The sequence below is a fragment of the Salinimicrobium sp. 3283s genome (assembly GCF_039602225.1).
GTDB lineage: Bacteria > Bacteroidota > Bacteroidia > Flavobacteriales > Flavobacteriaceae > Salinimicrobium > Salinimicrobium profundisediminis.
Genome location: NZ_CP143631.1, coordinates 1488223 through 1513361, shown reverse-complemented (window position 1 = coordinate 1513361; position 25139 = coordinate 1488223). Strand labels below are relative to the sequence as shown.

Annotated in this window: 20 protein-coding genes and 2 tRNA genes; 12 read left to right on the top strand and 10 right to left on the bottom strand. The window is 40.7% G+C overall.

What is annotated here, in order from left to right; all coding sequences use genetic code 11:
- The first annotated feature begins 1 nt into the window (after nt 1).
- From VS868_RS06690 to dusB, 4 genes are all read left to right on the top strand, one after another.
- Nucleotides 2-379 (top strand): CidA/LrgA family protein, encoded by a 378-nt coding sequence (locus tag VS868_RS06690; RefSeq protein ID WP_345599624.1) that lies wholly within the window; start codon nt 2-4, stop codon nt 377-379.
- Nucleotides 376-1065 (top strand): LrgB family protein, encoded by a 690-nt coding sequence (locus VS868_RS06685; RefSeq protein ID WP_266069832.1) that lies wholly within the window; start codon nt 376-378, stop codon nt 1063-1065. The genes VS868_RS06690 and VS868_RS06685 overlap by 4 nt, the downstream gene beginning before the upstream one ends.
- Before the next feature lie 180 nt (nt 1066-1245).
- The gene (locus VS868_RS06680; RefSeq protein WP_345599622.1) at nt 1246-3660 is read left to right on the top strand and encodes an outer membrane beta-barrel protein; all 2415 of its coding nucleotides are present in this window, start codon (nt 1246-1248) and stop codon (nt 3658-3660) included.
- A 349-nt stretch (nt 3661-4009) separates the two neighbouring features.
- Nucleotides 4010-5002, top strand: coding sequence for a tRNA dihydrouridine synthase DusB (gene dusB, locus VS868_RS06675; protein WP_345599621.1), 993 nt, complete (start codon nt 4010-4012; stop codon nt 5000-5002).
- 117 nt (nt 5003-5119) lie between these two features.
- Here the strand turns inward: dusB and VS868_RS06670 are convergent, their stop codons facing one another.
- Nucleotides 5120-6319, bottom strand: coding sequence for an FtsX-like permease family protein (locus tag VS868_RS06670; RefSeq protein WP_266069835.1), 1200 nt, complete (start codon nt 6317-6319; stop codon nt 5120-5122).
- Between the two features lie 3 nt (nt 6320-6322).
- A complete protein-coding gene (gene rbfA, locus VS868_RS06665) occupies nt 6323-6715 on the bottom strand; it encodes a 30S ribosome-binding factor RbfA (protein ID WP_345599620.1) in 393 nt (130 codons plus the stop codon).
- A gap of 164 nt (nt 6716-6879) precedes the next feature.
- On the opposite strand from rbfA, the gene mce reads away from it, so the two are divergent.
- Together mce and VS868_RS06655 are read left to right on the top strand one after the other, a co-directional pair.
- Nucleotides 6880-7329 (top strand): methylmalonyl-CoA epimerase, encoded by a 450-nt coding sequence (mce, locus tag VS868_RS06660; RefSeq protein ID WP_266069837.1) that lies wholly within the window; start codon nt 6880-6882, stop codon nt 7327-7329.
- A gap of 81 nt (nt 7330-7410) precedes the next feature.
- Nucleotides 7411-7484: transfer RNA gene (locus VS868_RS06655), tRNA-Ile, on the top strand.
- Between the two features lie 168 nt (nt 7485-7652).
- Here VS868_RS06655 and VS868_RS06650 read toward each other — a convergent pair.
- Together VS868_RS06650 and proC are read right to left on the bottom strand one after the other, a co-directional pair.
- Nucleotides 7653-9461, bottom strand: coding sequence for a long-chain fatty acid--CoA ligase (locus VS868_RS06650; RefSeq protein ID WP_345599618.1), 1809 nt, complete (start codon nt 9459-9461; stop codon nt 7653-7655).
- A gap of 232 nt (nt 9462-9693) precedes the next feature.
- The gene (gene proC, locus VS868_RS06645; protein WP_266069839.1) at nt 9694-10500 is read right to left on the bottom strand and encodes a pyrroline-5-carboxylate reductase; all 807 of its coding nucleotides are present in this window, start codon (nt 10498-10500) and stop codon (nt 9694-9696) included.
- A gap of 257 nt (nt 10501-10757) precedes the next feature.
- Between proC and VS868_RS06640 the strand changes: the two genes are divergently transcribed.
- The gene (locus VS868_RS06640; RefSeq protein WP_345599617.1) at nt 10758-12314 is read left to right on the top strand and encodes a M20/M25/M40 family metallo-hydrolase; all 1557 of its coding nucleotides are present in this window, start codon (nt 10758-10760) and stop codon (nt 12312-12314) included.
- A gap of 103 nt (nt 12315-12417) precedes the next feature.
- Here VS868_RS06640 and VS868_RS06635 read toward each other — a convergent pair whose 3' ends face one another.
- The 3 genes from VS868_RS06635 to VS868_RS06625 all read right to left on the bottom strand — a co-directional run bounded on the left by VS868_RS06635 (nt 12418) and on the right by VS868_RS06625 (nt 14501).
- Nucleotides 12418-13005: an HD domain-containing protein gene (locus VS868_RS06635; RefSeq protein ID WP_345599616.1), complete on the bottom strand. Its 588-nt coding sequence runs from the start codon at nt 13003-13005 to the stop codon at nt 12418-12420.
- Between the two features lie 133 nt (nt 13006-13138).
- Nucleotides 13139-13507 carry a hypothetical protein gene (locus VS868_RS06630; protein ID WP_345599615.1) on the bottom strand — a complete coding sequence of 123 codons (369 nt, stop codon included), beginning with the start codon at nt 13505-13507 and terminating at the stop codon, nt 13139-13141.
- Between the two features lie 7 nt (nt 13508-13514).
- The gene (locus VS868_RS06625) at nt 13515-14501 is read right to left on the bottom strand and encodes a DUF1028 domain-containing protein (RefSeq protein WP_266069843.1); all 987 of its coding nucleotides are present in this window, start codon (nt 14499-14501) and stop codon (nt 13515-13517) included.
- 121 nt (nt 14502-14622) lie between these two features.
- On the opposite strand from VS868_RS06625, the gene VS868_RS06620 reads away from it, so the two are divergent.
- A tRNA-Arg gene (locus VS868_RS06620) sits at nt 14623-14694 on the top strand.
- Between the two features lie 107 nt (nt 14695-14801).
- Here the strand turns inward: VS868_RS06620 and VS868_RS06615 are convergent.
- Both VS868_RS06615 and VS868_RS06610 read right to left on the bottom strand, forming a co-directional pair.
- Nucleotides 14802-15722 carry a transposase gene (locus VS868_RS06615; protein WP_345599806.1) on the bottom strand — a complete coding sequence of 307 codons (921 nt, stop codon included), beginning with the start codon at nt 15720-15722 and terminating at the stop codon, nt 14802-14804.
- Between the two features lie 52 nt (nt 15723-15774).
- Nucleotides 15775-16131 carry a transposase gene (locus VS868_RS06610; protein ID WP_266068495.1) on the bottom strand — a complete coding sequence of 119 codons (357 nt, stop codon included), beginning with the start codon at nt 16129-16131 and terminating at the stop codon, nt 15775-15777.
- Nucleotides 16132-16317: 186 nt separating this feature from the next.
- Here VS868_RS06610 and VS868_RS06605 point away from each other — a divergent pair, with 186 nt between their 5' ends.
- The 3 genes from VS868_RS06605 (at nt 16318) to VS868_RS06595 (ending at nt 19164) form a co-directional block, all read left to right on the top strand.
- A complete protein-coding gene (locus tag VS868_RS06605; protein WP_345599614.1) occupies nt 16318-16671 on the top strand; it encodes a response regulator in 354 nt (117 codons plus the stop codon).
- Between the two features lie 176 nt (nt 16672-16847).
- A complete protein-coding gene (locus VS868_RS06600; protein WP_345599613.1) occupies nt 16848-17738 on the top strand; it encodes a hypothetical protein in 891 nt (296 codons plus the stop codon).
- Nucleotides 17728-19164: a glycosyltransferase gene (locus VS868_RS06595; protein ID WP_345599612.1), complete on the top strand. Its 1437-nt coding sequence runs from the start codon at nt 17728-17730 to the stop codon at nt 19162-19164. Before VS868_RS06600 ends, VS868_RS06595 begins: the two co-directional genes overlap by 11 nt.
- Here the strand turns inward: VS868_RS06595 and VS868_RS06590 are convergent.
- Complete coding sequence (locus VS868_RS06590; protein ID WP_345599610.1) at nt 19161-20414, bottom strand: YaiO family outer membrane beta-barrel protein; 1254 nt, start codon at nt 20412-20414, stop codon at nt 19161-19163. The two genes, VS868_RS06595 and VS868_RS06590, sit on opposite strands and share 4 nt — an antisense overlap.
- Nucleotides 20415-21015: 601 nt before the next feature.
- Between VS868_RS06590 and VS868_RS06585 the strand changes: the two genes are divergently transcribed.
- Nucleotides 21016-25086: a two-component regulator propeller domain-containing protein gene (locus tag VS868_RS06585; protein WP_345599609.1), complete on the top strand. Its 4071-nt coding sequence runs from the start codon at nt 21016-21018 to the stop codon at nt 25084-25086.
- The last annotated feature ends 53 nt before the right edge of the window (nt 25087-25139 follow it).

Sequence of the window (25139 nt, the reverse complement as noted above, 5' to 3'; positions counted from 1 at the left end):
ATTGCATCGAGTACTCAACTACCTTAAAGATCTTTTCTCCTGGGCGAGACTTAAAGCATTCTTTTTCATTTTGCTTTTCCTGTTTATAGGTGAGATGATAAGTTACCTTTTTGCCCTGCCTGTGGGGGGGAATATTATAGGGATGGTACTGCTTTTTGTGGCGCTTAAACACAAATGGGTACCGTTGAGGGCAATAAAACCGGCATCCGATAAACTCATAGAATTTCTGGTGGTATTTTTTATTCCTTACGGGGTGGGTTTGATGGTTTATTTTGATTTAATAAAATCATACTGGCTGCCGCTTTCAATTGCTGTAATTGCCAGTACCCTGCTCACTTTATACGTTACAGCTATAATTCTTCAAAAATCGGGAAAATGAACTTCTCTTTTCTGTGGGCTATTTTTGGCATTGGGATAACCCTGGTTTTTTATGCTTTAGCCGGAAAAATAAAGAGATTTAAAATAGCATTTTTGAATCCTGTTCTTCTTGCTATTGTAGGAATAATAGTATTCCTGAAGGTTTTCGATATTCCTTTTGAGGCTTATAATAAGGGAGGAAAAATTCTGACTTATTTTCTGGGTCCGGCAGTAGTTGCTTTAGGTGCTTTTTTTTACGAGAAGTATGAAGAGCTGCGTAAGGATCTTAGGTTGCTTACCATTGCTGTGGTCATTGGAGGAATTTGCGGTGTAGTGAGTATTGTTTTCTTTCTGCTTCTCCTTGAAATGCCGATGTTTTTGATCCAGTCATTGGCCTCCAAATCTGTTACCACGCCCATTGCTGTTGAAATCACCAAAAACGTAGGAGGAATCCCCGATATTACAGCAGGAATCGTAATAGCGGTAGGAGTTTTTGGAAACGTTTTTGGTCTGTACTTTTTAAACAAGATGGGTATTACCAATCAAAGAGCAATAGGTGCGGCCCTTGGCACGGCAGCTCACGGAATAGGCACTGCCCGGGCGATTGAGGAAGGAAAAATTCCAGGTGTATATAGTGGAATTGCCATGTGTCTCAATGGTATAGTGACAGCTGTAGTCACCCCTGTTATCTTACACTTCCTGCTTTAGGTGGCCTTAAATTCTTTAGAGCTTCTAATAGTGATATTTAATATTTCCGGAGGCACAACAAATTGAGTCAAGAGAAGTTAGCACATGCAACAGCAGCAGCAAAAATATTTTGTTCTTAGCGCATATATGCTATATTTGTTTGATTTTGTTACCTTTATCAAGCACTAACCACCAAATTGCATGACCAAATTATACAGCCTCCCACTGTGCCTGTTCTTATTTTTCTGTTCTTTTTCGGCTTTAAGCCAACATTCTGTTGAAGGTCGTACTCTCGATGCTTCAGGGGAGCCTGTTGCTTTTGCTAACGTGATATTGTTGAATGCCCAGGACTCTACAACTGTATACCGGGGTGCCGTCTCTTCAGAAGATGGGCGTTTCTCTCTTAAATCTGTAACCGAAGATAATTACCTGCTTAAAATAAGTTTTGTTGGATTTGAAGACCTGTTACAACGTATTGAGGTCACGGGTAATAAGCAATTGGGCGACATTACCTTGAATGAGAACACCGCTACTCTTAACGAAGTTTCAATAAATTATAAAAACCCTTCAGTAAAAAGGGAAGTTGACCGCCTGGTTTTTAGCGTGGAGAATACTACGCTTTCAACCGGTAGTTCCTGGGATATTCTAAAAAAGACTCCCGGGGTGATCCTCTCGGGCAATTCTCTCATGGTGAGAAATCAGAGCGTGCAGGTTTATATCAACGACCGAAAGGTGCAACTAACGGCTTCTGAATTACAAACCCTGCTCGAAAATTATTCAGCAGAAAATATCAAATCTATTGAGGTGATCACCACACCACCGTCTCGATATGATGCCGAAGGAGGTGCTATTCTTAACATTGTCACCACCAAAAGTATTGCACCGGGTTATAAGGGGAATATTAATGGTGCATGGACGCAGGCGATCTATCCTAAATTCCAGGTGGGGACCAGCCATTATTATAAAACTGATAAACTCAATCTCTTCGGAAATTATACCAATTCTACCCGCAAGGAATATAAAGAGGACGATAGCTACATCAACTTTCGCGATGGAGCCGACAATATCGGAAACCGCTGGGAAACTAATTTTGATCGCACTACACAGTCAAATGCTCATAATGCGAACATACTGCTCGACTATAATTTTGATGATAACAACATTCTTAATTTCTCTTCCAATCTTACGTATTCACCCAATGAAACATTTAATAACAATGTCTTTACTAGGGTCTATGAAATGAATGAGGAAGTGGAAAACCTCATTACCAAAAGTGAACTTGAGGAAGACGTTTCTAACGTAGCGTTTGATCTTGAGTTTAAACATTTATTAGACAAACCCGGTGCCCAGGTTTCAACGAAGGCGCATTATACCCGTTATGATCACGACAGGGAGCAGGGAATAAATACCAGTATTGTAGATCTTGATGCTACTACTTCCAATTATGCTTTTACTACTGAAGCGCAACAGGGAATCGAGATTTTTACCGGTCAGCTGGATTTTATCACGCCCATAGGCAGTACAAGCTTTGAAAGCGGAATTAAAGCTTCCGTGATTACTTCTGAAAGTGGGATAGATTACTTCCGTATGGCTCCCCATTCCAGTACTTATATATTTGACGAAGATCAGTCCGATAATTTTCTCTACGATGAAAATATTTATGCTGCATATTTCTCCCTTGCCACAGACTGGGAGAAATGGAGCATCAAAGGTGGTTTAAGAGGGGAATACACAGATCGTACTGGAGATTCGAGATCAATGGAGCAGATTGACATCCGGGAGTATTTTGAATTGTTCCCCACGTTTTACCTGCAGCACAGCTTTAATGATAATCACAGCCTTACTTTTGACTACAGCCGAAGGATTCAGCGGCCCAGGTACGAAAGCCTGAACCCGTTTAGATACTATCTTACAGAGTTTGATTATAACTCGGGTAATCCAAGCCTGGAGGCCTCAATTAGTAATAACTTTACCCTTAGCTATGCCCTCAAAAATGAGTATTTCTTCGATCTTTATTATAGAGACAGTGGCGAAACTCCACAAACGCTCAGCTTTCAGGACAATGAGCAAATGCTTATTCGCAGGGTGAGTATGAATTTGCTGGAAAGTAAATCTGTAGGAATTGACATTACTCACGGGCGTTCTGTTGCTAATTGGTGGTATGCATACGCTTACGTTTCTCTCTTTAACGAAGAACGTACTTTTGTAGCTATTGAAAGCGGTGATGTGCCTGTGACTTTAGAGATAGATGGTTTCTACGGAAGCCTCTACAACAATATTATTATTTCTAAAGACGGTACGCTTACAGGAGAATTAAGTCTCACTTATGTGTCCGATTGGCTTAGCGGTTCCTACAAAATGGATCCCATGACCACCCTTTCCCTTGGTCTTCGCAAAACCCTGTGGAATAATCGTGCTGAGGTTAGCGTAAATGTAGAAGACCTGCTTGATGAGACCAATACCTGGCTTAAATCACGATATCTTAACCAGGACAACGGCTACTATCCAAGACCCGAAACCCGGTACCTACGTGTAGGATTCAAGTATAACTTCGGAAACTTCAGGCTTAGCGACAACCAGAGAGCTATTGAAGCAGCAGAGCGAGACAGGATTTAAAATTGTATATTGTAGAAGGTATTGTACAATGTGCTGGTGACCCCGATTAATTTTATATCCATTATCAGGAAAGTCTTTTTCTGCTGAAATCTGCGATATCAGCGGGAAACAAGTTGAAGTACGGTTTTAGAAGGACGAAGTTAGAAGTGTTTTGAAAAAGATAAATCCAGGCACCAAACTCCAATCAGATTTATATTTAAAAAGGAAAAGGACTAATGGGTGATTTTCTTACTGATCTCGGTCATGACTCTATGATTTTTGTTTAAAAAATAGAACTTCTACCAACTCCCGACTAAAGACGAACGACTAAATAAATTTCCTTATTTTTGCAGCCTGAAAAACAATTGTTTTGGCGAAAATAGGAAACATAGATGTAGGAGAATTTCCATTGTTGTTAGCACCAATGGAAGATGTGAGCGATCCGCCGTTTCGTGCATTGTGCAAGGAACAGGGCGCCGATGTGGTGTATACCGAATTCATTTCTTCGGAAGGGCTTATTCGTGATGCCGCAAAGAGCGTTATGAAGCTTGATATTTACGAAAAAGAAAGGCCGGTGGGCATCCAGATCTTTGGAGCTAACCTGGAATCCATGTTACAATCGGTAGAAATTGTTGAGAAATCGGGTCCCGATATTATCGATATCAACTTCGGTTGCCCTGTAAAAAAGGTGGTTTCCAAAGGTGCCGGTGCAGGGATCCTAAAAGATATTCCGCTCATGGTTTCCCTTACCGAGGCTATGGTAAAACACACCAACCTGCCCATAACAGTAAAGACCAGGCTCGGCTGGGATGCCGATTCCATTAAGATTGTTGAGGTAGCCGAAAGGCTACAGGATGTGGGAGCAAGTGCGATCTCTATTCACGGCCGCACCCGCGTGCAAATGTACAAGGGAGAGGCTAACTGGGCGCCTATTGCCGAGGTAAAGAACAATCCGCGGATGCATATTCCAATCTTCGGCAACGGCGACGTAGACACGCCTGAAAGAGCTGTAGAGATGCGCGACAAATATGGTCTTGACGGGGCAATGATTGGCCGGGCCAGCATTGGTTATCCATGGTTCTTTAAGGAAGTAAAACATTTCTTCAAAACCGGGGAACACCTTGCGCCTCCCACTATGGAAGAGCGTCTTGACGCTGCCCGTCGCCACCTGCAAATGGCTATTGACTGGAAAGGCGAGAAGCTGGGTGTTTTTGAAACCAGAAGACACTATACCAATTACTTTAAAGGAATTCCGCACTTCAAGGATTACCGCCAAAAGATGGTGACCAGCGACGATGCCGCCGATGTATTTGCTGCCTTCGATGAAGTGGAAAAAGAATTCTCTGGCTACCAGTTCGTGTAACTTCAGCTGTTACTAAGGTGTCAAAAATGGCATTTTCAGAAGGTCTTTCTGGCGGAAGTACAGGTGTCTAATGTCAAACTAAAACTGAGGTAACCTCTTATTTTTTAGTTTCCATCTCTATGCGCCCAGAGCTTTTTTGCTTCGGCTTGCCGCAATATAAGAAGCCATGGTACCTAACGCAGTAATGGTAAGCATCACTACCACTATATTTTGCCACGTGATGGCTACAGGATAAGGCAGGGTGGGAGTGATCATCACCAGGTCGTACTGTAGTTGTAAAAAGACCACCGCAATAGAGAAAAGCAGGCCCAGGCTACCTCCCAAAAGTGTCATAAATACGCCCTGGGTAAAGAAGATATTCTTGATTTGTCCCGGCGTGGCCCCAAGGCTGTGCAAGGTTTTTATATTCTCCCTTTTGTCTAAAATCACCATGATAATAGAACCCACCACGTTAAATAGCGCAATGATCAAAACAAGGGTAAAAATGAGATATACGGCCAGGTTTTCGGTATTCAGCATTTTGTAAAGGGCGTCGTTGAGTTGCGCCCTGTTCTTAATTTCAACATCATCATTAAGAACTGCCTGTACAGCCTTTTTTACAGTTTCGGGATTGGCATTGGGGGTTAGTTTAAGTTCGAGTCCGGTGATCTCGTCAGGTTTCAGGTCAAGCAGCTCTCTCGCCAGGCCAATAGAAGCAAACACATATTTGCCATCCAGTTCTTCGTTGATGCTGTAAATACCCGATACTACAGCTCGTTTGGAATTAAAGGCCGTGGTAGGATCAAGCACCTGACCTTTGCCCGGGCGTGGCACCATGATCTCCAGCAGGCTCATATAATCAAAGGTGCCAAGGTTGAGCTCGTGAGAAATGGTATTTCCAATCACCACCTGGGCTTCTTCAGGATGAAACCAGCCTCCCATACCTACGGCACTGTCCAGTTTGTTCACCTTCAGAAAATTCTCATCTACGCCTTTGATGTAAGCTGTCTTATTCTTCGACTTAAAATCAAGGAATACCCTTTCTTCAATTACTTCTGAAAAAGTGGAAATTCCGCCGATATTTTCCAGCTCCTGTTTTTCTTCCGAAGAAAAATTAAATGTTTTTCCCGTTGCCGCAAGCACCTTGAGATCGGGATCGTATTCGTTAGAAAAGGAAAGGCTGAAGTCTTTGAGCCCCGTAAAGCCCGAAAGTACGATAAAGAGGGCAAAAGCCCCTGCAAAAACCCCTATAGCCGCAATGAGGGTAATGATGTTGATGGCATTGTTGCTGCTTTTTGAGAACAAGTACCTGCGGGCTATGTAAAAGGGGAACTTCAAGCGCTAAGATTTTTTTCGCTTTGAAAGCAAATCGGGCTGTTCAATAGGGTTGTTCTCGCCTTTTATTGATCTTTCGATGTTCTCAATATAATCGAGGGAATCATCAATAAAGAATTCGAGGTTGGGCATACGTCGCAGTTGATTCTTTGTGCGCAGCGCCAGTTCGTGTTTAAGTTTTGGCTTTAGCAGGTTGAGTTCCTTCAAGATATCCTGCGCGTTCTTTGCCGGGAATATGCTCAGGTAAGCCTTTGCCTGCGAAAGATCTGTGGTGACCTTCACCTTCGAAACAGAGATTAAAATTCCTGTTCTTCCCGCATCCCTCAAGTGAGACTGCAGCACATCGGCAAGATCCTGCTGTAATACGCCTCCTATTTTTTTCTGTCTGTTCGTTTCCATGGCACAAAAATAGCATATTTAGTGCTCAAATCTTAAAATCTGCGTTAATAGCTTTAGGTTTTTGCTCCTAACCGCTCCCTACTTTTTATATTTAAAACTCAAAACTTCCGGAGCGACTCATGTAGCTTCGGAAATTTACTTTTAAAAACTATTGAAACTGAAAAATGAAAAAGATTGAACACATAGGAATAGCAGTAAAAGACCTGCAAGCCGCTAATGAACTTTACGCTAAACTGCTGCAGACTGAAAGCTACAAAACCGAAAAAGTGAAAAGTGAAGGCGTAGAAACCTCATTCTTCAAGACCGGGGAGAGCAAAATTGAGTTGCTGGCCGCCACTTCTGAAGACAGTGCCGTGGCAAAATTCATCGCTAAGAGAGGCGAAGGCATTCACCACATCGCTTTTGAGGTAGACGATATTAAAGCCGAAATGAAACGCCTCAAAGCAGAAGGGTTTGAGCTCATTTCCAAACGCCCAAAGAAAGGTGCCGACAATAAGCTGGTGGCTTTTTTGCACCCAAAATCGGCTAACGGAGTGCTGGTTGAATTGTGTGAAGAGATCAAAGATGGAGAAGAGTATATTCCCATTGGCGATGAGGTGTGGGAGGATTTGTAAATTCCTGAAAATATCTTTTTGAAATGCTTGTTAAGTATTGAACAAATATCTAAATTTGCGCCCTCATAACACCAATGAGCCGGTCCTATAGCTCAGCTGGTTAGAGCACCTGACTCATAATCAGGTGGTCCCTGGTTCGAGCCCAGGTGGGACCACTTTTTAAATCAAGCCTTTCACGATGTGAGAGGCTTTTTTTTATTTTGTGGGTCAAGAATAGGTCAAACATTCTAATTAAATTTGAGAATGAAAGTATTCTTCTAAGATCAGGGAAAAACCTAACAGGTTTTTAAAACCTGTTAGGTTTGCGTGGTAGTCAGACGCGACTAATTATAAATAGACTTGATGAATTCCTGGTACTTTTCGATGATCATTTTGCGCTTCAGCTTAAGGGTGGGTGTTAACTCTCCTCCTTCAATAGTCCAGGCATTAGGGATCAACCGGAACTTCTTGATCTGCTCCACCGGATTAAAATGCTTGTTAAAATGAATTACAGAGGCGCCAATCAATTCCTTTGCGTGCCTGTCTTCCAACACCTTTTCATTTCCCGGATAGGGTTTGTCCTGTTCCAGGTACCATTTTTTAAGAGCTTCAAACGCAGGGACCACAAGGGCGCCCACAAACTTCTGTAGCTCTCCCACCACCATGATCTGCTCTATCCATGGGCTTTCTACCATCTTATTTTCAATGGGCTGAGGTGCTACAAATTTTCCGCCGCTGGTTTTAATCAGTTCTTTCTTCCTGTCGGTGATCTTCAGGAATTTACCGTCAATAAAAGTTCCGATATCGCCGGTGCGCAGCCATTCACCCTCCATCACTTCTGCAGTGAGATCGGGACGTTTGTAATAACCCATCATTACATTAGGACCTTTGCAAAGAATTTCACCGTCTTCGGCAATTTTAACCTTTACACCTTTTAAAAGTGGCCCCACAGTGCCAAACATCCTGTTCTTTTCATTGTAGCGATTTCCGCTGATAATGGGAGAGGCTTCGGTTAAACCATAGCCTTCCTGTATCACGATTTTGGCGGCGGTGAAGATCTTTAACAACCGTACCTGGCATGCAGCCGCACCCGTGATGATAGATTTCACTTCTCCTCCCAGGGCATCTCTCCACTTACTAAAGATAAGTTTATCGGCCACGGCAAGTTGAAGTTTATAACTCAGGCTCTTGGGTTTGTTGATCTCAAATTCCTCGGCCAGTTTTAAAGCCCAGAAAAAGAGTTTTCTTTTTATTCCGGTAAGTTCGTTGCCCTTTGCAAGTATGCCTTCATAAACTTTTTCCAGGAGTCTTGGAACTGTGGTGAAAAGCGTGGGTTTTACTTCTTTGAGATTTTCTGAGATCTTCTCCATGCTCTCGGCATAGTACACCGCTGCCCCGCTGTAAAAGAAACAGTAGGTTGCCATTCTTTCAAAGCCGTGGTTGAGGGGGAGAAAACTTAATACTTTCTTGTGTTTAACTCCCACTTCTTGTATAACATGGGCGGCCCCCAGAGAATTGCTTACAATGTTGCCGTGGGAGAGCATAACGCCTTTTGGAGTTCCCGTTGTGCCCGAAGTGTAAAGAACGGTCGCAAGATCTGTCTCTTTAACGGCATCTTTGCTCTGGGCTACCTGCAGTTTAAGTTGGGGTGTTACATCGATCATCAAATCGGTTAGCTGCGGAATTCCGGCAACCGGTTTGAAAGAATAAACATGTTCTAAAGCCGGCAGCTCTTCGCGTATTTCAACGATCTTTTGGTAGAGTGTGGTGTCTCCTACAAAGATCATTTTCACACTGGCATCAGCCAGGATAAATTGCAGTTCGTGGTTGGTAATGTTGGGATAAACCGGTACAGATACTGCTCCGGTTTGTTGAATAGCCATATCGGCCATTATCCACTCGGGGCAGTTCTGGCTAATAATGCCAATTTTATCTCTACCTTCTATGCTTCCGTCACCTCCCGAAAATCCCATTTTTAAGAGTGCAGCACTTATTTGCTCAATTTTTTGTCCTACTTCGGCAGTGCTATATTTTCTCCATGTTCCATTTTCTTTAGCGGCAAGCATATCGGGCAGGGGAAAATGTTCAAGCTGAAAGCTAAGGCAGTCAAACAGGCGTTTTGGAAATTCGGTAGAAGTTGTGTTTTGGTCCATATGTCAATCCTCACTAATCTTTTATTGCAGAAAATAGCCGAAAAGTCATCTGTTGTTGTGACTTATTCGGGAAGTGCAAAAATATTGCTTAATCAAACAATTATGGCGGGAAGCAGTTACTTTTTTTGCCTGGGCCTCATTTCTTTTTCCGCAGATAAATTCAGGAAAAAGGAAAGCCGGTCATGTTACTCACATACCGGCTTCATATACCTGTCAAAAAGGGGAAAATTGGTTAGCTTTTTTCTCCCAGTTCTACTGCCCTGTCAAAAGCGGCGTAGGCGGCTTCTTTGATCAGTTCTTTTACGTTGTTGTCATCCATAGAATCTAGCGCTGCCCTTGTAGTACCACCTTTTGAGGCCACGCGATCCATCCACAGTGTTGGGGAAAGGTCGTTTTGGTTAAAGAGTTCTACCGCTCCTTCAAAAGTCTGGCTTACAAGCACCCTTGAATCGTGCTCCGAAAAGCCCATTTTTAAGGCCGCTTCAAGCATAGAGTTCATAAAGTAGAATACGTACGCAGGTCCACTTCCCGAAATTCCGGTAGAGGCATCAATGAAGTTCTGGTTCTTCACATGAATAGATTCTCCCGTAGTGTCAAGAAGGTTTCTAACCATCAATAATTCTATTCTCGAAACTTCTTTTGATTCGGTGTAGGAGGTGACTCCTTTTCCAACCTGGGCCGGTAGGTTAGGCATTGACCTTACTACTTTTTTAATGCCCAGGCCATTTTGTATAGTCTCAATGGTAACTCCCGCCATTAAGGAAACCGCGATTTGCTCCTTGTTCATCATCGGTTTCATTCTTTCAAAGAGTTCCTCGCTGTGGTATGGTTTTACAGCAATAAAGATTAGATCGGCCTGGGGTAAAGCATCTTCCAGTTGTTCGTGTACATCAAAGATCCCCATGTCCTTCAGCAAAACAATTTTATCTGGCGAGACATCGTAAATCATGAGCTTACGCTGGTTTAAAAATGTTGATGAGGCCATGCCTTCTGCATAAGTGAGGCCCATATTTCCTGCTCCAATAACTAAAACTTTCATTACTTCTAATATTTTGTAGTGTTTGTGCAAAGACTGTACAGGACAAGCCTTAAATAAAATTAATTCTGAAATTCTTTGCCTGTCATGGCGTATCCCGCTGATAACAAGTAGTTTGTTTGTATAGTTTTATTTCTGAAGTGACCGACATATCGTCAAAAACCTGAAAATCCGTCAGTAGTAGGAAGGCTTCCGAAGGGAAAGACGTTAATTTTATTGATATATTTGGCTAAAACTGATCTTAAAAACTTATTACACGCATGAAAAAACTTTCGGGATTATTCACCCTGTGTCTGCTTTTGTCGGCTCACTTCTCATTTGCACAATCAAAAGATGAAGTTATACAGAATATTGTAAAGGAGGCCGAGCAAAATTCGAAACTTGAGGAGTTAGCGCACCAGTTGCTGGACAGTATTGGGCCACGCCTGGTAGGAACACCACAAATGAACAATGCTCATAACTGGGCCGTAAAGAAATTTGAAAGCTGGGGCATCCCTGCCGAAAAGCAGAAGTGGGGAGAATGGCGCGGCTGGGAACGCGGCGTTACCCATATTGATATGGTTGAGCCACGGCTGCAAACCCTTGAAGGGAGACAGCTCGCCTGGAGCCCTTCTACCGGAAAAAAACCTGTAACCGCCGAGGTAATTACTTTGCCCGAAACAGTTTCCGATTCTATGGCTTTTCAAAACTGGCTGCCACAGGTAAAAGGTAAATTTGTCCTCATTTCTATGCAGGAGCCAACCGGAAGACCCGATTATAACTGGGAAGAATATGCTACCGAAGCTTCTTTTGAAAAGATGAAGCGCGAGCGTAGTGAACAATCAGAAGCCTGGAGAGATAAATTCAGTACTATGGGCTATACCTCCCGTACTTTACCTGCTGCACTTGAAAAAGCCGGTGCTGTTGGGGTGATTACTTCCAACTGGTCTGAAGGTTTTGGGGTAAACAAGGTTTTTGGAGCTTACACAAAAGAGGTTCCTACCCTTGATCTCGCCCTTGAAGATTACGGAATGCTTTACAGGCTGGCAGAGAACGGAAGCAAGCCTAAAATTAAAGTTACCGCCCAATCTAAAGAACTGGGAATGGTGCCTACATTCAATACCATTGCTACTATTAAAGGAACCGAATTACCTGAAGAATACGTGGTGCTTTCGGCGCATTTTGATTCTTGGGATGGCGCAACCGGGGCGACAGATAATGGAACCGGAACTATCGTAATGATGGAAGCTGCCCGAATTCTTAAGGAATATTACCCTAACCCAAAAAGAACAATTATTATTGGGCTTTGGGGTAGCGAAGAGCAGGGACTTAACGGTTCACGCGCATTTGTGGAAGATCACCCGGAAATTGTAGATAATATTCAGGCGGTATTTAACCAGGATAACGGAACCGGAAGAGTGGTGCGTATCACCGGGAATGGGTTCCTGCACGCTTATGATTACCTGGAAGACTGGCTTTCAAAAGTGCCCGATACGGTTGCCGATCATGTACAAACTACCTTCCCCGGAAGACCGGGTCGTGGTGGGTCAGATTATGCTTCTTTTCTTGCAGCAGGAGCTCCGGCTTTTAATCTAACTGCTTTAGACTGGGCTTACTGGAACTATACCTGGCATACAAACCGTGACACTTACGACAAGATCGTTTTTGACGACGTGAGAAATAACGTTATTCTTACGGCTGTACTTACTTATATGGCGAGTGAAGACGACGAAAAGGCTTCGAGGGAACAAATCAAACTACCAATCAATACCCGTACGGGAGAACAGGAGACATGGCCTGAGCCACGATCTCCAAATCACCGTGGCGGAGTGGAATAAGAAAAAAGATAATCAGGAAAACAGGTTTTCCTGATTATCTTTTTTAAGCTGCAGAAGGTCCTTTCACCTAAGGTGTCAAAAAGGGGATTTTCTGCAGCTTATTTTATTTAAGGCCTAAAGCCTTTTTTCCTTCAGCCACCTCTTTTCTGGCCCTTTCAAAAAGAATTGGATCCCCGCTAATGAGTACCTGCGTTAGTTTTTCCATTTCCCAAAGGTATTTGCGGCCAAAACCCGGGTCATTTCTCACAATATCGGGAGTGTTGTCAATAACATCGGCTAATTTTATGGTTTTTGCCTCTTTGCTTATGTTGGCCTGGCGTTGCACTTCCCGCTCTTTACGGGTCCTGCGGTTGAGGTGAGGGTAATTTACCTTCAGGTATTCATCGGTTAGTTCTGAAACCAGATTAGCTACTTTTTGACCGAATTTCTCCCTTACTTCTTCGATTTTCACAGGAGTATCTTCCACGACATCATGAAGATATGCCGCGCAAATCATTTCTGCGGAATGCGGTACGCTTTTTACGATGTTTGCCACCCGCTTCGGGTGTTCTATATAAGCTTCTTCTGAATATTTCCGTTGCTGCTCTCCGTGAGCTTTAGTTGCGAATGCCAAAGCCTCCTCTTCCATTTTTTTACTTCTGAAAATAAGAATTTTTCCGAAGTAAAAAGGAAACAATATAACTTCAGTCATATTTCAAGTTCATCAAACAAAAAAATTCAAATTTTCTTTTTTCTGAAAGTGAGGTGACTTAATGCTGAAGCAGATTCAAAAATGCCAATTTTGATAAACTTTTTACGGTTGTCAAAAATGGCATTTTAGGAAACTATTTTTGCAGCGGCGCTCCAACCGGGATAGTACAGTCATGGCCCGGTTCCCCGTGTGGCGGATTTACCTGTGGCGTTTGGTCTACCCTTACCGGCGAAACTGATGTAGAAGGTGCCGGGCTCGAAACAGCAGGGCTGGTAGTGCCTGCGGAATTTGCAGTTAAGGGTGCTCCCACCGGAAGATCGCACCTGTGGCCTGGAAGCCCGTGAGCAGGATTCACCTTTACTTCTTCACTATTAGCTGCCTGGGTACTGGTTTCGGCAGTTTGTTGTGGAGTAGATTCGGTTGCAGTCTTTTCATCTTTACAGGAAGACATTAAAACAAGTCCGAGGACCATCGTAAGATAGCTGAGTTTTAAATTTTTCATTTTCATCTTATTTTATCAGGTTTAGCAGTTGTTGTTGCGGTATGTTAAGAAGGCCGGCCGAGGGTAACCTGCGGGTCATTTCCTTCCAGTTCTCATCTTCTTTAAAAATAGCTTCAAAAATGGGTTTTGCTTCGTCCATTCTTCCGCTGTTGGCAAGGGCTACAGCCGTCCAGTACTGCATTTCGAGGTTGTCTGGGAAAAGCTTCATGGCATTGCCGTATTCTTCAAGTGCTTTGTCAACATTATTTTCTTCCATGGCAAGATCTCCGCGGTTCATAAATTCATAAGCCCGGGCAACTTTGAGCAGGCGTTCCAGCTCTACCAGTGGCTGTTGATGATCGTCTACCCGCAGGTCGATCTTTTTTTCTTCCCATGGATTTTCCACTTCCTCGGGACCAACAACAATGATGGCGGCCGATTGGCTTCCGCGAAGGTCACCGCCGGCAGCTTCGGCAGCCTGTAGTACTTTTAATACCCTTTCGGCCAGTGGTAATTTGGCATTTTCAAGAAAAGCCTTTTGCATGGCAGGTACTATAGTGGCATTGAGCATCATGTTAGCCTGTACCGAATAATTCTCACCGCTAATATGATCTGCAGCTTCTACACAATTTTCGCCGGTGTGGGCGGCAGTATTTCCTGAAGTATCCAAAAAGGCCACCTGCCGGTATTCTTTTCCTTCATCTTGCGCCAGCAAAATCCCCAATGCTTCGGAAGGGTTTTTTCCCTGTTGCATAAGTTCTAACCCCTGTGGGCCATAAGCCGGGTTTACGAATGATTGTGTGGCCACAACACCCACTCCCGATTTTCCCCAGGAAACGATAGAACCCACAGAAAACCAATGACTTTGAACTCCCACGGCCATCTCGCCTGTCTTTGCATCTCTTGCCACAATAGAATAGGTATGTGCAAAGGCGTCTTTCATAATCCCGGGATTACCCGACTGAGAAAAGAGTGTAGTGCAGCAAAAAATGGCAAGAAAAGAAAGGCTCTTCATGATCAAAATATTTTTTTAAAAGTAATAAATATTCCTTTAGGAGGTTTTATGAGCTTTAGCCTCAAAAAATCTGTATTTCGGGCTTAAAACTGAAAGGAAGTTTTTAAATTTGCGCCCGCATGGCCTCGTAGTTCAATGGATAGAATAGAAGTTTCCTAAACTTTAGATCCAAGTTCGATTCTTGGCGAGGCTACTTTATATATTATTAAAAGACAAAAAAACCCTGCTAATCTAAAGATTAGTGGGGTTTTTTTGTCTTTTAATAATCCTTCATATTGGATCAAGAACAAAAGTTGTGGACTAGCTAAATAATGTAGTTAATCTGTACAGGAAAAATTCTACATTTTTCACCCCTCTAAATTGACTTCTAAAAGCTTTAATTTTTGCATTGAATGATTCTGCTGAAGCATTTGTGCTTCTATTTCTAAAGTAGTTTAAGATCGATCTGTAGTTGAGACTTATTGTTGTGGCAACGGTGTTAAATGATTTAAATCCGGATTCTTCTACTTCTTTATACCAATGGGCTAATCTTGTATATCCTGCTTCAATAGATTTTGTCTGGTTAAATACATTTCTAAGGCTATTGACAAGTGCATAGGCTTTATCAATGTCTGTATATTCATGGAACAAGATTTTAGCTCTTTTAGATTGACTTTCTGTCCATTTCGATGGAGCTTTGTATAGCAGATATCTACTCCTGGCCAATAACTGTTTCCTGGTATCTCCATTGGTAAAGGTCTCTGGAGTATAACTTTGGCCTTTTAATTTTCTCTTCTGTATCTGCTCGTTTTCATAATCAATTGCTTCCCATCGATGCTTGATCCGGAGGTTCTGAAGGGCTTCAATAGCCAGCTTCTGGACGTGGAATCGATCTGTGACTTTTATTGCTTTTGGAAAACATTTCTGCACGATAAGCTTCATGGAATGAGCCATATCTAAGCTTATCTCCTTCACTTTATTGCGTTGATAAGAAGGGATCTTTAGTAATTGCTCAATGATAGCTTCAGCTTTAGTACCGGCAATAATAGCTACAAGTGCTCCTTTTTTACCTTTAGCCTTCTTATTGGTGATGATCGTGTAGAGCTCTCCTTTGGATAGAGCAGTCTCATCAATGGAGAGGTAAGGTCCCATATTCTCTGGAAAGATAAGCCACTTTCTGGCGTGCTTCTTTTCTTTCCACTGCTTAAAATCACTCAGAAAGTCTTTGTACTGGCGCTGCAGTTTCTTTCCATTGACACTGTAGAAACTTCCAATAGTATGGCAGTCAGAAGCCTTAGTATCGACTAATTTCTTTTAAAAAAGCAGCGAACTCGTTGGTCATACGTGTTCCCTGTGCTACTAAGTTCCAGTCTCTTTGCACTACCTGTCCGGTATCTTTATCCAACCATCGACGGCGTTTCACATGAAGATAAACGGTGTTTCCCCGGAGCGGAAAGTCTTGAATAGTAATTTCTTTGTGGAAACCTTTAGATACTAAAATCTTTGAAGAATGTTCGTCAGGAGGGATATTGCGTTCTTCAAAATAAAGATGAAGTACTTCTTTTTCTTTTCTACTCTTTTCTAAGTCAAAATTCTCCACCAAGAATTGTGGAAGTACAAGCTTAATCAGGTCCAGGTAATTATTATCCACCTACAGTAATTTTTCTGCAAAGATCGAGATTTACTCCAATTCCTCCACAACATTTAGGAATGATCCTTCATATTTAACTTAATTAAATTTTCTCAGACATTTTTTTATTTAGCTTTGTAACGCCCTAATTTAAAGCCTGAAACGGTTATTATAGATGAACCCCTACTTAGAATCTACTCTGCATACGTGCCTAAAACAATACTCATAATCCAGGAAGATCTGGTTATCCTTAAAATTCTACAGCGGCTAATGATGCTGCATAGTTATGAGTGTAAAGCAATACGCTCCATAGCAGAATTGGATATAGATGATCAAAAGAGGAATTATGATTTTATCATCTCAGATATTTTGTTTGAAGGAATTGCACCTTTAGATTTTGTATTTCAGATAAAGGAAATCTTTCATCATAAAGCTTTGATCATCGTGACCAATATGGGCCAGAAAAAGGTTCGTGAAGAGGTCATGGCTTCTAAAAATGTAAATGGATTCTTTTCTGTACCATTTGATATGGCTCAAATAGAAAATATGATTGCTGGATGATTGTTTCAACACTTTTTACGGTAATTACATTTTTATTATTTTGTCTAATAGGACTGTGGATTATAATAGGGATAAGTCTTATCTACAGGAAAAGGCGAACCCAAAAGTTACTTCAAATAGAAAATGTATTTGCCGAGCTAATTTCCTGTTATTTGTATCCATTACCCGGTGAAAAAATGGAGGTTTTTCAAATACAACGACAATTTCGGGAATTGGGAATTGTTGAAGGAAAACCAAAGAATGTACAGTATCTTCAAGATCTAATGCTTCGTACTCAGGCTGCTTTTATAGGCGACAATTACAACAAAATTGAAATTTTTTATACTCAAATTCCGCCATACCGGGCTTCCTTACAAAAATTGCGCAGCAAAAAATGGTATATTAAAGCCAGGGGAATTCGGGAAATTTATCAAATGGATCAGGAGCAATATATAAAGGAGATCCTAAAAGAACGAAACAACAAGAATATTTTCGTGAGAAGGGAAGCTCAGATTGCTATGGTTGTTTTCCTGGGGTGGGAAAGTTTGAGATTTCTACCCTACCTGAAATGGGAAATGACCCTGTGGCAGCAAATACAAATTGTTGAAAAGCTTTGGGATCTATACCCTCAACCGGATCTTAAGCGGCTTAGAAAATCTTATACGAGTGAAAAAAAATACGCGAATGAGCTAATAATGAGAATTATTAGAAAATTTGGTTTAAGAGAAGAGATAGATTATATCATTAGGTTTCTTGACGATCCAAATTTTGATACAAGAGAATCTGCGGTATATTGTATTTCATCATTTGAACCTGGAGAAGAACAGTTAAGAGCAATTAAATCAAAGCTATTTAATATTCCTAATACTGAACAACAAAGGCAGTTAGTAAAATACATTAGTAGCCTTCCCGTAGATGTTGACCTTACCTTTTATTCCGAATTACTCCACCGTGGAAACGATGTAATTAAATTAAGTGCTGCAGAAGTCCTTTGGAACAAGGGATATGTTAAGGAAGTTCAGGATTTCTATTATAGGCAGTATTCGTATCAACCCACACCAGAATTCTCGCTGTTTAATGATGTCTGATATACTCAATAATTTGTACTGGATAGCAAACGGCTTTTTCTTCACCTACGGAATTGCCCTGATATCTATTTACTTCTTTGGGATGATCTTATCTAACAGGGCTGTGAAGAGAAACAAAAGGCGAGCTACATTTTTAAATGTAAATGATATTGTGAGTGCAACCGATATTCCATCAGTTACCCTGGTTGCACCGGCTTTTAATGAAGGTCTTACAATTGTAGAGAATGTAAAGTCTTTACTCTCTATACAATATCCTTTTTATGAACTTATTATCGTTAATGACGGGAGCACCGATAATTCCATGGAGCTGCTTATCCAGAAATACGATCTTGAGCCACACGATTCCACTTTTATAACTCAACCTATTCCAACGGCAACCGTAAATAGAATCTACAAAAGTAAAAAAGCACAGTATAAGCAGCTTACTGTAATTGATAAGAATAATGGCGGTCGTGCAGATGCTTTAAATGCAGGGATAAATTTTGCAGCTACCGAACTCGTGCTGTGCACAGATGCCGACTGTATCATTGAACAGGATGCCTTGCTCAAAATGGTGAGGCCTTATCTGGAAGAAGGGGAGCAGGAGATCATTGCTTGTGGTGGTGCAATAGGGATTGCCAATGACTCGGTGATACAAAATGGTATTTTAAAACAACTTAGGTTACCAAAAGATTTGGTGCCAACTATTCAGGTTGTAGAATATATTCGGGCGTTTCTTATAGGAAGAATGGGATGGGGAGAGATCAACGGACTGATGTTAGTATCGGGAGCATTTGGAATGTATCCGAGGACAAGAATGATTGAAGTAGGAGGTTTTAATGCCAAAACAGTGGGGGAGGATCTTGAGTTGTGCATAAGGCTTAGGGTGCACATGGAAAACCTAAAAAAGCCATACAAAGTTGTATACGTTCCCGAAACCCTGTGCTGGACAGAAGCTCCACCAGATTATAATATTTTTATCAAGCAGAGAGACCGTTGGGCCCGCGGACTTTGGGAAACGATTAAGCTGCACAAATACCTGTTTTTCAACCCCAAGTATCGAAAAATGGGATTTTTCTTCTTCCCTTATTGGTGCTTTTTTGAATTTGGAGCTCCTATTGTTGAATTCCTCGGGATTATTTGTATTATACTCTTCGGAATTCTGGGGCTTATTAACTGGACCACAGCATTATTATTGTTTTTTGCTGTTTATTTAATGGGATGTATTTTTTCTACTATTTCAATTTTTCTGTACATAAAAAATTTTAGGCATTATAACAGGGCAAAGGAGGTGATAGAATTGCTTCTCGCGGCTTACCTAGAACCTTTTGTTTTTCATCCGGTGCTGGTTTATGGGCAGATGAAGGGATACTATAAGAAGATCTTCAAAATAAAATCTGGTTGGGGAGTAATGACCCGCAAAGGTTTCAATACAACCGAAAACTAAAACCTGTAGCGATAACCCAGGTTTGCCATGAGCTGGTTTCCTTTAATTGTACCTGTAATATCTTCAGTAAGATATCCTGCACTTACTTGAAAAATGTGGTTTAGTCCCAGAGTTTTATTTATACCCAGAGTGAAATAATAAGCTTCCAGATCGGGATATTTTACCTGTGTATAAATTGTACGTTCATCGGGAGAAATTCCGCTTCCCAGCCGTGAAAAAAGATAGTTGTCGGCATTTCCGAAGTAATAGCGTACATTGAACTGGTAGTTTTGAATAACCTGATCAAGACGCTTAGGCCCCACAAAAGTACGGGCGTTGAGGTAAAATTTTTCACGGTAAGCGGTAAGGCCAAAAACTCCAGAGAAGTAGCTTTGGTCGTCAAGGGAAATGAGCCTTCCTCCCAATTCTCCTTCAAAGATTTTTGCGAAATTATAGAAGAAAGAAGCACTTCCACGAAATTCTGGAAACAACTCACCATTATAAAAGCCAAGATTTACAAAAGCATAAGCCCTGTCATTAAAAACGGGATAAGCTTCCACTTCATAAAGGCTTCCCGAATTAACTTCCCTGTCGGTATAATTTACACGGCCAATAACCGCAGTACGATTAAAATTGTGTTGATATTCGGCACTTACGGTGTGCCAGCGGCTGTAATTCTTGTATGCTTCACTAAAGTTGATGTAGCTGTAGGTAACTCCCACTTCATTGGAAACCGTTCTGTTTAATATGATCTGTAGGTCGTATCGATCTTCTCCGGAAAGTTTCCGGTCTTTGATAAGTTCTTGCGCCAGGTCTCTGGCTTCAGCCCTTCTTTTATCTTTTAGTAGAATCTGAGCGCGTTTTACTTCGAGGCCAGTATCTTCAGGATATATTTTTGCAATTTTTTTTAGAAATGATAAGGTATTTTCATTGCTGGAAAACCTGCCCACTCGTTGATGTACCAGAGGAAGAACATCTACATATTGTGGAGCTTCTTCTAATAGAAAATCAAGATCAGTATCGGCAGCGGCAAGACGATCAAGAGCCCAAAGATTTCTGATTTGTAATATCCTTATGTCGTGATATTCCGGCGCCAGTTCCAGGCCCCGGATGGTTAACTGAAGGCTGCGCTCATAATCCTGATCTTTGTACTCCTTTAAAGCTAATTTGTAGATCTCATCTGTATTTGTTTCAGTGATTTCTTGTGCAAGCAGAGGGGCAGGCAAGAACAATGTAAAGGATATAAATAAGCTGAAAAATATTTTTTTCATTGAGGGACAAATTTGTTCAAAAGTAAAACATAAATAAGAAATGTTGCTTTTAAATCTCTCCTGATGTAATTGAAATAGCTACTTTATTTTACAAATAAAAAATTGACTTTTCTAAAGTTTTGATAGCATGAATAACAAAGGTGAGATATTTATAAAAAGAGAAGAAAATTCTTTTTGTTCTTCAACCTCAGATTTTATACCTGTAGAGTACTTAACGTAGGTGCTTGAAGGGCGGCTAATAGTAAGAATAAACTCTCATTGATATGGAATGGGAGATTCTTTTTCTGGATAAAGCGGGTTAGTTTTTTGCACTTTACCTCCTACAATTTTGGCCACTCTGGAATAATGTGTTAAAGTTTTCATAATGGAATTTATAGCCTTATATTTAATGCTCTTTATTTATGGTATGTGTTTATGAATAAGGGGTTGATGACCAGAAAAGTATGTTTGTTTGATAACATATGAGAAAGCTGGTGTGAATTAGATTTGTGACTATTCGTATTAATTCCGACTGCTGTATACTTTGATTATGAGATTTATTGGCTTGATTTTTTTTATTCTCTCTTCAAACCTTTATGCTCAATCGTTTGAGGAAAAGAGTATGCCTCAAGATCAGTACAGGTTTTCTCACCTGGGTATCGCCGATGGTTTATCTACCGGTTCCATTAATTGCTTTTACAGGGATAGTAGGGGATTTCTTTGGATTGGAACTTCTTCAGGCTTAAACAGGTTTGACGGTTACAGCATAGAGATCTTTAATCCCGATCCGGCAGATTCTCTATTGTTCCAATCTAAAGATTACCGCAAAATTTTTGAAGGCCCGTTTGGTAATCTCTGGATTCAAAATGCACTTGGGATGAGTATTTTTGATCCCAGAACCGAGAAATTTTCAGCAAGTCAGTTTGAACTTCTTAAAAAGTTGGGACTTCCGCAGAAAGAAGTAAAAGAAATTAGTCGGGATTCTCATGGAAATTTCTGGATTATCCAGGAGGGGGAAGGTTTAAGCAAATATTCGCCTAAAACCGGGAAAGTGTTAAGATTAACTTCTTCCGGAGAAAAAGGTTCCTTAAGCACAAACCATATATCCTGGTTCTCTGAAGATTCAAGTGGTAATTATTGGATAATTCACACAAATGGCATTTTTGAGAGGTTAGATGGAAAAATAAATAAAATCACCTATACCAATAACGAGTTGTTAAACACCTTTGGTGGGGACATTCATGATTACCGGATTATTGTTGATAATGAAGATGACCTATGGATTCATCTTTATAAAGATTTTGGAATCTTTTATTACAATGCAGAGAAGGATCTTATCAGCAATTTTAGTAAAAATACAACTCCAATCAGCCTTAATAGTAATTTAATCACAGATGTGGTAAAAGACCTGGATGGGAATATTTGGATAGGTACAGATCATGGTGGTATTACCGTAGTAAACAAAGAAGATTTCAGCTTTGATTATATACTTTCAAATCCTGAAGTAGAGAATAGTTTATCCCATAATAGCCTTACTTCTCTTTATGCGGACCCTTCCGGAATTATATGGGCAGGTACTTATAAAAATGGTATTGATTACTACAATAAGAATATTATGAGGTTTGATCATCATCAAAATTTAATTTCAGATGCTGGCAGCCTTCCCTTTAATGATGTTAACGTATTTGCAGAAGATGAACAGGGAAATATCTGGATGGGAACAAATGGTGGTGGTCTTATCTCTTTAGATCTAAAAACCTGGAAATATACGCAGTACCTTCACAATCCCAAAGTAACTTCAAGTATCTCCAGCAATGTTATTGTAAGTCTTCTTGTCGACTCCCGTGGGAATCTTTGGGTAGGTACCTTTCTTGGGGGGCTTAATAAATTTAATGGTAGAGAATTTAAACATTATTATCGAAATGAAGATGAAGCAGGAAGAGTTGGCGGAAATAGTATCTGGGAATTATTCGAAGACTCTAAGGGGAATATATGGGTAGGGACACTCGAAGGTGGTGTTGATGTGTTAAATACTTATACAGAAGAATTTATAAACTCAAGTGAGGAAGGGGGGAAATATCAAATTCGTTGTAATTATATCTCTGCAATTACAGAAGATGCAGAAGGGAATATTTGGTTGGGAGGTGTTAATGGTATTGATGTAATAAACCCATTAACTGGTAAATCGAAGCATTTTCAGAGTAACCCAAAAGATAGTGAGTCCTTGAGTAGCGATCAGATCCTTGCTATATTTAAGGATAGTGAGGATAATATCTGGATAGGAACTCAGGAAGGGCTCGATCTTTTTAATCCTAATGCGGAAACATTTTATCATTACACTACACTGGATGGTCTACCGGGGAAAAAAGTAGTAGCGATAAATGAAGATGATCAAAAAGATCTTTGGTTAGCCACTGCGTATGGGCTGGTACAATTTAGAAAAAATAAGATTGAAGAATCCACCGGAAGAATAATTCCCGACTTTCAGAAATATGATGATGAAGATGGGCTTCAGGGGAAATTGTTCAATGAAAATTCTCTTTTCAAGTCCCGAAATGGGACTCTGTTTGCAGGTGGTCTCAATGGATTTAATACATTTAATCCTAAGACCTTTAACTTTAATGAGAGGCCGCCTCATGTAGTTTTTACTTCTTTTGCGCTCTTTAATAAAAAAATCAGCCCATTACAGACGGTCAATGATAGAGTACTCCTGTCGAAGCCAATTCACCAAACTTCTGAGATCAGGCTTCACCACGATGAAAATTTATTCTCCATAGAATTTGCAGCCCTGGATTTTATGCAACCTTCTAAAAACAGATACAGGTACAGGCTTGCGGACTTTGATCAAGACTGGCAGGAAGTAGGAAGCAGTAATCGTAGGGTCACATATACAAACCTTGATCCGGGAACCTATGAGTTCCAGGTGCAGGCTTCCAATAACGATCATGTTTGGAACTCTGAGGGTGCCACCCTGATGTTGAGTGTTTTACCTCCTTTTTATAAAACTCCTTATGCTTATGTCCTTTACTTATTACTGGTGATCTTTCTTTTATATTTTTCCAGGAAAAATATTATAAAGCGACAGCGTCGAAACTTTCTTTTTGAACAGGAAAAGAGAGAAGCAGCTCATCTTCACGAAATGGATTTAATGAAAATCAGGTTCTTTACAAACATAAGTCATGAGTTCAAAACTCCACTTTCGTTAATTCTCGCTCCTATTGAAAGGCTAAAAGCACGTGAAATTAATCTGGAAGCTAAGGAACAACTGGAAACCATCAACCGCAACGCAAGACGCCTGTATGGTCTTATCAACGAGATCCTCGACCTGCCCAAAATACAGGAAACCCCATTGCTGTCAACCTCAAAAGGAAACATAATTGAATTTGTTGAGCAAACAGTTGATTCTTTTAAAATACTTTCTGAAAACAAGAAGATCAACCTAATCTTCAATACAGAAACAAAAGAGTTTGTTACTTCCTTTGATATTGACAAACTCGATAAGATTTTGTTCAACCTGTTGTCAAATGCCTTTAAATTTACACCTGAAAATGGAACGATAACCGTAAACACTAAAATTGTAGACACTTCTTCTGACACTCATAAAAAGCTCCTGCAAATTAGTATTGCAGATACGGGAATAGGAATTTCCAGTGAAGACCAGGAAAAGATCTTTGATCGGTTTTACAAAGTTATTCAGCCAGAAAATAGTAACAGGTCAGGTAGTGGAATTGGTCTTTCGTTGGTAAAAGAGCTTATTGAACTGCACAAAGGAACTATTGAGGTAGAAAGTGAACCGGGAAAAGGCTCTGTATTCTCTCTTAGTATTCCCCTTCAAAAGATCGAGATTCATGAAATTGCAGAGGTGGATGGAATTTCTTCTGATAATTTTCTCTACAAAACCTCAGGGAAAAAGCTGTTAGGCGGGGAGACTAATGATATTCCTACCTTATTAATTATAGAAGATGATCAAAGCCTTCTAACATATTTAACCAAGAGTTTTAATAGATCATTTAAAGTGTTTACGGCTTCTAATGGACAGGATGGATGGAAGAAAGCCCTTTCAGTTCAGCCAGATGTCATCATTTCTGACTGGTCTATGCCTATAATGGATGGTGCCGAACTATGTGCAAAAATTCGTAATGATGCCAGAACCCGACATATTCCTTTTGTCCTATTAACTGCCCACGGTGATGAAGAAAGTATCCTGAGTGGGCTAAAAACGGGTGTGAGCGACTATATAGTTAAGCCTTTTAATTTTGAAGTGCTGTATTCCCGTATTCAGAACCTCATTTCTCAAAGAAAGTCAATGCAGCAGACGTACCGTAAAAAAATTGAAGTTGAAACAAAAAAAGTAGAAATTGAACCCGAAGATGATGCGTTTATGCGCAAAGCTCTAAAGGTTATTGATAAAAATTTGAGCAACACTAATTACTCAGTAGAAAAATTGGCGGCTGACATGGGGGTGAGCAGGACTTTTCTTTATAATAAGATGGTAACAAGGCTCGAGAAATCGCCCAAAGAATTAATACGAGACATTAGGCTCGACAGGGGAAGAGAACTACTTATTAAAAGTGAATTGACCATTTCAGAGATAGCTTTTGAAGTAGGTTACAACAACCCAAAATACTTTACAAAGAACTACAAGAAAAAGTATAACATGTTACCGTCTGAAGTGAGGGCAAAATTATCATGACTAGCTGGTAATCTTATAATATAAATGATTGTCTCCTTTTGATGCTTGTTTTT

What these genes read in the sequence shown, in the direction of transcription:
- VS868_RS06650 (WP_345599618.1), bottom strand. Translation starts at nt 9,461, where the DNA reads ATGGACCAAAACACAACTTCTACCGAATTTCCAAAACGCCTGTTTGAC.
- VS868_RS06630 (WP_345599615.1), bottom strand. Translation starts at nt 13,507, where the DNA reads ATGAAAAATTTAAAACTCAGCTATCTTACGATGGTCCTCGGACTTGTT.
- VS868_RS06600 (WP_345599613.1), top strand. Translation starts at nt 16,848, where the DNA reads ATGGAGGTTTTTCAAATACAACGACAATTTCGGGAATTGGGAATTGTT.
- VS868_RS06625 (WP_266069843.1), bottom strand. Translation starts at nt 14,501, where the DNA reads ATGAAGAGCCTTTCTTTTCTTGCCATTTTTTGCTGCACTACACTCTTT.
- rbfA (WP_345599620.1), bottom strand. Translation starts at nt 6,715, where the DNA reads ATGGAAACGAACAGACAGAAAAAAATAGGAGGCGTATTACAGCAGGAT.
- VS868_RS06635 (WP_345599616.1), bottom strand. Translation starts at nt 13,005, where the DNA reads ATGACTGAAGTTATATTGTTTCCTTTTTACTTCGGAAAAATTCTTATT.
- VS868_RS06590 (WP_345599610.1), bottom strand. Translation starts at nt 20,414, where the DNA reads ATGAAAAAAATATTTTTCAGCTTATTTATATCCTTTACATTGTTCTTG.
- mce (WP_266069837.1), top strand. Translation starts at nt 6,880, where the DNA reads ATGAAAAAGATTGAACACATAGGAATAGCAGTAAAAGACCTGCAAGCC.
- VS868_RS06680 (WP_345599622.1), top strand. Translation starts at nt 1,246, where the DNA reads ATGACCAAATTATACAGCCTCCCACTGTGCCTGTTCTTATTTTTCTGT.
- VS868_RS06595 (WP_345599612.1), top strand. Translation starts at nt 17,728, where the DNA reads ATGATGTCTGATATACTCAATAATTTGTACTGGATAGCAAACGGCTTT.
- VS868_RS06585 (WP_345599609.1), top strand. Translation starts at nt 21,016, where the DNA reads ATGCCTCAAGATCAGTACAGGTTTTCTCACCTGGGTATCGCCGATGGT.
- VS868_RS06685 (WP_266069832.1), top strand. Translation starts at nt 376, where the DNA reads ATGAACTTCTCTTTTCTGTGGGCTATTTTTGGCATTGGGATAACCCTG.
- VS868_RS06640 (WP_345599617.1), top strand. Translation starts at nt 10,758, where the DNA reads ATGAAAAAACTTTCGGGATTATTCACCCTGTGTCTGCTTTTGTCGGCT.
- proC (WP_266069839.1), bottom strand. Translation starts at nt 10,500, where the DNA reads ATGAAAGTTTTAGTTATTGGAGCAGGAAATATGGGCCTCACTTATGCA.